The organism is Candidatus Protochlamydia sp. R18, from assembly GCF_000648255.1.
GTDB lineage: Bacteria > Chlamydiota > Chlamydiia > Chlamydiales > Parachlamydiaceae > Protochlamydia > Protochlamydia amoebophila.
This window is the reverse complement of record NZ_BASL01000598.1, coordinates 1-6,914: the sequence shown is the minus strand read 5'-3', so window position 1 is coordinate 6,914 and position 6,914 is coordinate 1. Positions and strand designations below refer to the sequence as shown.

Annotated in this window: 6 protein-coding genes and 1 pseudogene; 3 read left to right on the top strand and 4 right to left on the bottom strand. The window is 33.7% G+C overall.

All coding sequences use genetic code 11. The annotated features are described in order from the left end of the window. Positions 1–413: 413 nt before the first annotated feature. Positions 414–905, top strand: coding sequence for a hypothetical protein (locus tag TY19_RS00805; protein WP_042279125.1), 492 nt, complete (start codon positions 414–416; stop codon positions 903–905). 85 nt (positions 906–990) lie between these two features. Here the strand turns inward: TY19_RS00805 and TY19_RS00800 are convergent, their stop codons facing one another. Then, positions 991–2,238, bottom strand: a complete 1,248-nt coding sequence (locus TY19_RS00800) for an amino acid permease (RefSeq protein WP_042279123.1) — start codon at positions 2,236–2,238, stop codon at positions 991–993. 43 nt (positions 2,239–2,281) lie between these two features. Continuing rightward, positions 2,282–2,773, bottom strand: coding sequence for a hypothetical protein (locus TY19_RS00795; protein ID WP_158383085.1), 492 nt, complete (start codon positions 2,771–2,773; stop codon positions 2,282–2,284). Between the two features lie 242 nt (positions 2,774–3,015). Between TY19_RS00795 and TY19_RS00790 the strand changes: the two genes are divergently transcribed. After that, on the top strand, positions 3,016–3,204 hold the full coding sequence (locus TY19_RS00790; protein WP_042279120.1) for a hypothetical protein: 189 nt from the start codon (positions 3,016–3,018) through the stop codon (positions 3,202–3,204). 537 nt (positions 3,205–3,741) lie between these two features. Here the strand turns inward: TY19_RS00790 and TY19_RS11455 are convergent. Continuing rightward, positions 3,742–4,404 (bottom strand): ATP-binding protein, encoded by a 663-nt coding sequence (locus tag TY19_RS11455; protein WP_052354705.1) that lies wholly within the window; start codon positions 4,402–4,404, stop codon positions 3,742–3,744. A 45-nt stretch (positions 4,405–4,449) separates the two neighbouring features. Beyond that, a pseudogene (locus tag TY19_RS11450) lies at positions 4,450–5,100 on the bottom strand (AlbA family DNA-binding domain-containing protein); the annotation flags it as partial. A 674-nt stretch (positions 5,101–5,774) separates the two neighbouring features. Between TY19_RS11450 and TY19_RS00780 the strand changes: the two are divergent. Next, positions 5,775–6,914, top strand: a 1,140-nt coding sequence (locus TY19_RS00780) for a DUF294 nucleotidyltransferase-like domain-containing protein (RefSeq protein ID WP_042279118.1), incomplete at its 3' end; no start/stop codon positions are given.

Below are 6,914 nucleotides of genomic sequence, written 5' to 3'. Positions count from 1 at the left end.
ACTGTTTCTAAAAGAAATCTAACGCCTGAAGAACAAAAAGTCCTTAATCAATCTACTACAATAACTGCTAAAGAAATTAGTGCAGAGGAAAGAAAATTAAGAGATTTAAAGGTTAAGATAGAAGAAAAATATTGGCCAAAGACAGAGAAAAAATAAAAATACTTATGCTGTTAATCTGGATGTTAATATTTTTTTAAATCCAGATTAACTTGTTTTTTTCTATCTTTAATCGATTGATTATAAATCGCTATTAGCTTATTTGTTTGTATAAAAATTCGATTTCTATCCTAATCGGATCAAAAAAATATTTATAGAGCTATTTAGCTAGATCTGGTAAATTAGTAATAAAACATAGTTTTTTTATTCTATTCCAAAGCAGCAATTTTATTTTAAAGATTATAGGATCGTTAAATATGTCAATACATTTAAGTCCTTCAATGTATTCTTCTGCTTATTCTTTACCAAACCAACCAAGACGAACTGTTACAAATTCTCGTTTAATTGGTGTTCAGAAGAAGGTGAGCAATCTTTCTAAAAGTCCTAATCAACTTGAACTTGTTTCAGCGATTCAGACAATTGAAGAGTTAATGCAAAAGCATAAGGCAGAGAGGCAAGAATATAAAGCAGAGATGCAAAAGCATAAAGAAGAAATGCAAAAGTTAATGGATGACCATGAGCAGTTTTTAAGAGATTTTAGACCTCCTTTATGCAAGGTAAAAGAAAGTTTAAATACAAATGCTGAACTTGATCAACAAGCCGTAGTTGAAAAAGAGACTGACAACATTTCTTTATTTACGAATTCAATAAGTCAAGAAAATATAGCAAAGTCAAGTTGGTGGGAAACGGCATTAAAGATTATCCAGACATTAATAAACAACTTGTTCAGTTTTGTTAGACTGAAGTAACCTATAGAGCTTCGAACGTTTTTATAAAAATGATAAAGCAAGAAGTAAATTCTCTTTTTTTTACTGATCCGATCACGTTCTTGATTTATATGAAAACTCTTCTTAAAATTTCACAAGCTAAAACAGAAAAAGAGAATAGACAAATCAAAATAAGTAAAACGTTACCTCCTATTACCTTATAGTCTCCTTGTTTAGAAAATTTATCCCTTCCTTTCCATATCATAATAGCTGGAATTATCCCGCTTATAATTGTATCTCCAATTCCTCCTGATAGTTCAAGAGCCGTTATAAATGCTCTTTGAAAGTAAATGGCAAAAAATAAAATAGGTAGAGCTATTAGCAGGGTTAGATAAATCTTTCCTTTTCCTTTTTTAGAAATTCCAAAGCCATCTGACAAAAAATCAAAAAGCGCTAAAGCAATACCCAAAAAGGAAGTAGCGAGAGCAAAAAAAGCAAAAAACTGGGCAACATAAGACAGCAGGGGATTTTTGATGACATAATGTAAGCATTCTGTAGCTGGAATATCACAAATAAGAGCTTCTTGTAGACCATGAATTCCTTCATTTGGGACAGTCCCAAAAATAATTAATAACCATATGCAATAAACGATAAATGTTAAACTCGTTCCTCCAATAATAGCGATTCGAATTGCTCTCACATTCCTATTAAGGTAGGGAACAATAGTTGGAACGATTCCCGGAAAACTAAAAGTTGTTAATATGAGTGGTACAATACAAAATAGATGGCTTACATTCCAATTTTGTCTCTCTAATAAATGAAAATTAATTTCTTTGGGCGCTAAACTGATCATTAATAAATAGGCCGTGATCATACTAATAAATAGAATGCTGTTCACCCTTTCTACCATATGATAACCCAAATAAATCACCCCTCCAAAAGCAACTAAAAAAACAAGGCTGCCAAGCGCACTTGAAAAAGGAATGTGTAAGATTTCAGTCAAAACGAATGAAACTTCCTTCCCAGCTCCAGAAGTATAGGCTACTAATGACGCATATCCGATAAATAAATAAACAATCCAGCATACTGCCTGTCCAAATTTATTTAGCAATTCTTTGGACAAGGTAATGATATGAGCTTCCTGCTTCATCCACAAAGTTGCTTCCAAAAATAATAATCCGGTGATTGTCATAAACCCACAAGATATAAGCATGACAACTAGAGAGGGCCAAAATCCTACTACGCTACTTGAAATGGGTAAAGCCAGCATTCCACCACCAATGCAAGTTCCCGCAACAAGAAAGAGTGCATTAATAATTTTTATCCATTTTAATGGTGGAATTTCTTTTGCAAATACTTGAGAATTATTGTTCATAAAATCCTAGAATCATTGTTAAATTCAGTTTAAAAATCATTTATTAAGCATTCTTTTTGAAATGCAGCTTTTGACAAATCATTTCATAAGTCTTTTGAATACTTTTAATAGAGTGACATGTAATGAAAACGACATTCTCACCAGCTAAACACCCTAAAATATCAAGTTGAGTTTCCTGATCAATATAATCTCCAATGAAAGCAGCAAGCCCAGGGTGAGTTTTTATAACAATTAGGGCTTCATTATATTTAATTTCGATTACCGCCTGTTTAATTAGCTCAATTCGAATGTCCAAATCAGGCAATGCATAAAACATTTCTTGATTAATTTCCTTTTTTGAGACACCTAATCGACGTAAATCTCTTGATAAGACTGGTTGATTTGTTTCGATGTCAAACTGAGTTTTTAATAAGGAAACCAATGTTTTTTGATCGGAAATTAATGTTTCTCTTAACAACTTTTTAATGGCCTCTAATCTTGCAGGTTGGTTTTTATCTGGCATTGTAACTCTACATCGTATTGAATATTTATTCATAAATGAATCCATATTAATTCATGATTAATTAAATTATCAAGTTCTAAATAAACAAAAATTTGCTCCTGATTTGTATTTGCGTTTATTTCAATAGTTTATTCTCCGTATTATGCCCAACTATGCTCCTAATTTTTTATGTATAATCGAGCTTGCTTTTGATAAAAAATTAGATCATGCACAAGCTAATTTGATATGCTTTAGGCTAAGGCATCAATTTAGAAATAGAAAAAAGAGTTAGCCATGTGATTTCTACTTTTCCTTTCATTCAATATTTAGAAGAACACTCGGAATTGCCATCTTGTAACTTTAAACTCTTTACAACAGTGACAGATGTAAAAAAATTTAGCTCAGTACAAGACAATTCTTTTGCCGTTCAAACTGTCATTATGAAAAATAGTATTACAGCTGCAGGAAAAAGCCAGTTTGGCTAACAGCTATCGCAAACAGACCGGCCTTAAAAGTGACATACGTTTAGTCACTCATTAATTCTTTATTGATCAATTACTTAAATAGACGGTTGGCACAAGTATATTAGGCTACGCCACATAAAGCTAGTATCAATAAAACTTTAGAACCAAATGTAGACTTACTTCCTCGTGTTTGCTGGAAGTCTAGCTATGTTTAACCCAAACTTAAATCTATTTAAGCTTTATTATGAGATAGATTCAACTTTTTCAATAAGTAGAATTTTTTGTTAACATATTAATCTTGAAGAAATTAGATCAATAAGCTTCAATGTCGAAGCTCCCGACTCTTTGCAAAAAGAGTGGTTTGTACGTGCCACAAATTTTTTGATTTCTTCAAAATTTCAAAATGTAGTGCTCTACAGTTTAGAATTCTTAAATAAATAACTTCCTAACTTAAGAAGTTGAGAAAGATTCTTTAAAAATATGTCTCGATTCTAATCGGCTATCGAGCATTATGTTTTCCTTGAAATGCCAAAGTTTTAGCTCTTAAGCTTAGGTTTTTTAATCGTGTAATTTGTATCTTTGAAGCCTACTATTGGGTTTTTCGGGTATTGTTTGAACAATTTTCTCTTGTTTCAGCAGTTGATGAAGTGCTTTTTTTAACCCTCCAGAAATGTGTTTATGCCCTAGATTTTTAGAAATTTCTGATTTAGATAGAGGTCCTTCTCTAAGCAAATTGAGTACTTCAATTTCTAATGACTCGGGCCTTGACTCGGGCCTTGATTCGGGCCTCAAATGATCAATGGACTTTTCTTGTTCATCAAATTTTTTCCCAGTAGAAAAAAAAGTGGAAGGAAAAAAAGTTGTGATAACAGATTGAGATCGAACTTCCCATATTGGGTTTTGGTTCCTATTTTCTTTGCACCATTTTATAATGTTTAGTGTTCCCATGCCCCATTTTTCAATAATTCCTGCACGATAAAAGACATTCGCAATAATAGGGTTCCAGGGCCTTGATTCGTGCGGCCGAATTAATTTCTCGGGCGTGATATCAAAATAAAGAATTCCTGGATTGATGATCTCAAGTTTATCATCGTACATTCCAATCGCAACAGATCCTCCCGGAGTTGTATAATCTCTGTGACATATTGCATTAGCTACAGCTTCTCTCAGTGCTAAAGGGGGATAAAGAGGATAATCTTCTCGAACAGTTTTTCCCGGCACTCTCCTTCCAGCTATAGGGATATGGTCTAGCAAAAAAGTCTCACTTCATTTTAATAAGTCAAAAGCGTTACCCCAATAATCTCGGTTATCCATAAACCCCTTTAATCGATCCGAACCTCTAAATCTGGCAAGTCTGATAGATAATTGAGGATAACTTGAAAAAAGCCTTTTACTCTTCCCATATAATGCAATAGCTGCATTAATCAGTTGTCCACCATCAAAAAGTCCTAAACCCCTTAAAATTGATTCAGAATCTGTATGAGAGGGTTGTCTCATACGTCCTAGTTTGACAGCGTTTTCCAGTGTTAACTGAATTTCTTCTTCATCAAGATCTTGCATTGTCACCCAATCAAGCGCAAGTTCATTTTCCCATCTGCGGTGAGCATGAAATTTATTTAAAATACGCTTTTCATACTCTATTCGAGGCATGATTTGTGTCGTTGGGCCATGCCGAATATAGGGACGCCCATCATAGCAATAAGTCCCCAGTTTTCCTTCTATTCTTATGACAATAACTGCCTTATTATTTCCAACAGCAACAGTTTCAATTTCAGGAAAGGCTGGCGGTTCAATTCTACGAAGTTCAAGAGAGATATCCTCAATTGTTTTTGCGTTCACATCTTGACCAATAATTTCTCCTTTATCTGAAATACCAAAGAAAACAAAACTGCCTTGGCCATTCAACAAAGCACAAACTGTTTTAGAAGCTTCTCCTCGTTGTCCAGTTGTTTTTTAAACTCTAAGTTTTCTGATTCGCCCTTTGCGATCAATTTTTCTAATTCTTCCAAGTACATGTAATCCTGGCCCTTTTTATAAATCAGTGAAAACTTTTAAAAAGTAAGCTTATGTTTTAAAGATAATGAGTTTTAAACTCGAGATATTATCAAAAAGTATGTATTTAAAGATAAGGTGAGCGTAAATTCAATTAATTTTTGACGTTCCTATCTTTTCTTAACCAACAGCCCGCTTATTTGCACTCTTTGGAAAACCATATAGTGGATTAAATTGAAAATGACAATCTTTGCTATGCACATGCTAAAAATAAGTAATCGATCATTTATTGCTTCAGCTACAAAAAGATGGAAAGTCAAAATAGACATTCCTTGGCTGCGAAGGAAATTTGGAAGATTTACGGCAAGATGGGATTGAAAAGTAAAATATGGAATAAAATTTCTATTTTTTAATTTGATAAAATTTTGGATGGGCTGATCAGTAAAATAGATTTAAAGCTTAAATATTTATGATCAAATTTTTCTTTTCATTGATAAAGTTTTCGTAATAAATTTTTCAAATTTTAATTTGTTTTGGCTGTTTTTTTTGATAGTATTTTTACAACGTGAATTTTTGTTAAATCAAAGGATAGCCAAGTCATGCAAAGCACTCATCCTCTCTCAATAGCAACCTTTAGTGATCAACCATCAAATTTCCGGTATTTAGATAGGCTTGATGCGATTGCGATAGCTATCACAAAGAAAAAATATTCTCAAGCTGTCAAAGAGTTAAATGTTTTCATGGCTTATTTGCCGTCTCAGGTAGAAAAAGAGGTGCTTGAAAAAATTTTTGATTATCTGTTCACGCTCATTCCTCTGATAGAGGCTCCTCAAGAGGTAGAAAAAATTGTAATTCTACTGCTCAATTTGACAGCTGACCCTTGTTTTGCAGAAAACCAACAAATGCTAGCTATTGCATTAGCCAAATGGAATTATAAAAAAGGAAAACAAGAGTGGCAAGAGAATAAACAACAAACTTTTTTTATTAATGCCCTTCACTACGTAGGAAAAGCTCAAAACATCTCGGTAGCTTCCCCAGATCTTCAGCGTTTAACATCGCGACTGTTCAAAGCCGCTTCAACATCCCTTGGCGTTTTTAAAGAGCGTTTAGAACAAGCGGTGGGAAAAAATGATAGTGAACAAGTTGTACGACTGGTCAACAATCTCAAAATACGATTTGAACCGATTTGCTGCCCAAGTGAAAAGCATGCTTTGATTAAATTATTCTATAAACAAGTGGATGCGGTTACCTTGTATACGGTAAAAACATGGGGGTTAGAGCGGATACAGGCAAGTGGTTTGGGTAGGCTGGATAAAATGATGCTCCCTTACTTAAGGAATATCCCTTCTCACACTAATTGTTTTATCACAGCTAGATATCAAGAAAAATTGAATAATTTTCGCAAAAGTTTTCATGAGCACTATCAGGCAATCAATCCGCAACAATTTACGATTGAAGAGGTGCGCGCTTTGCAAAGAAAAGTTTCTGCGTACTTGCTCTCTTTTCTGCACAATTTAATCGAGGATGCTATTGCCATTTTAGGAGATCCTCCTTGCTTGTATGATTTACGGGCTATGGGTTCCCTAGCCAAAGAAGAGATCTGCCCTTATTCAGACTTGGAATGGTGCATTCTTATTGAAGAAATTGAGTATCAACCTTACTTTGTAAAATTAGCTCGCCTGTTAGAACTACAAATAATAGCCTTGGGAGAAGATCCAGCGCAAGGATTGCCCGTTTTT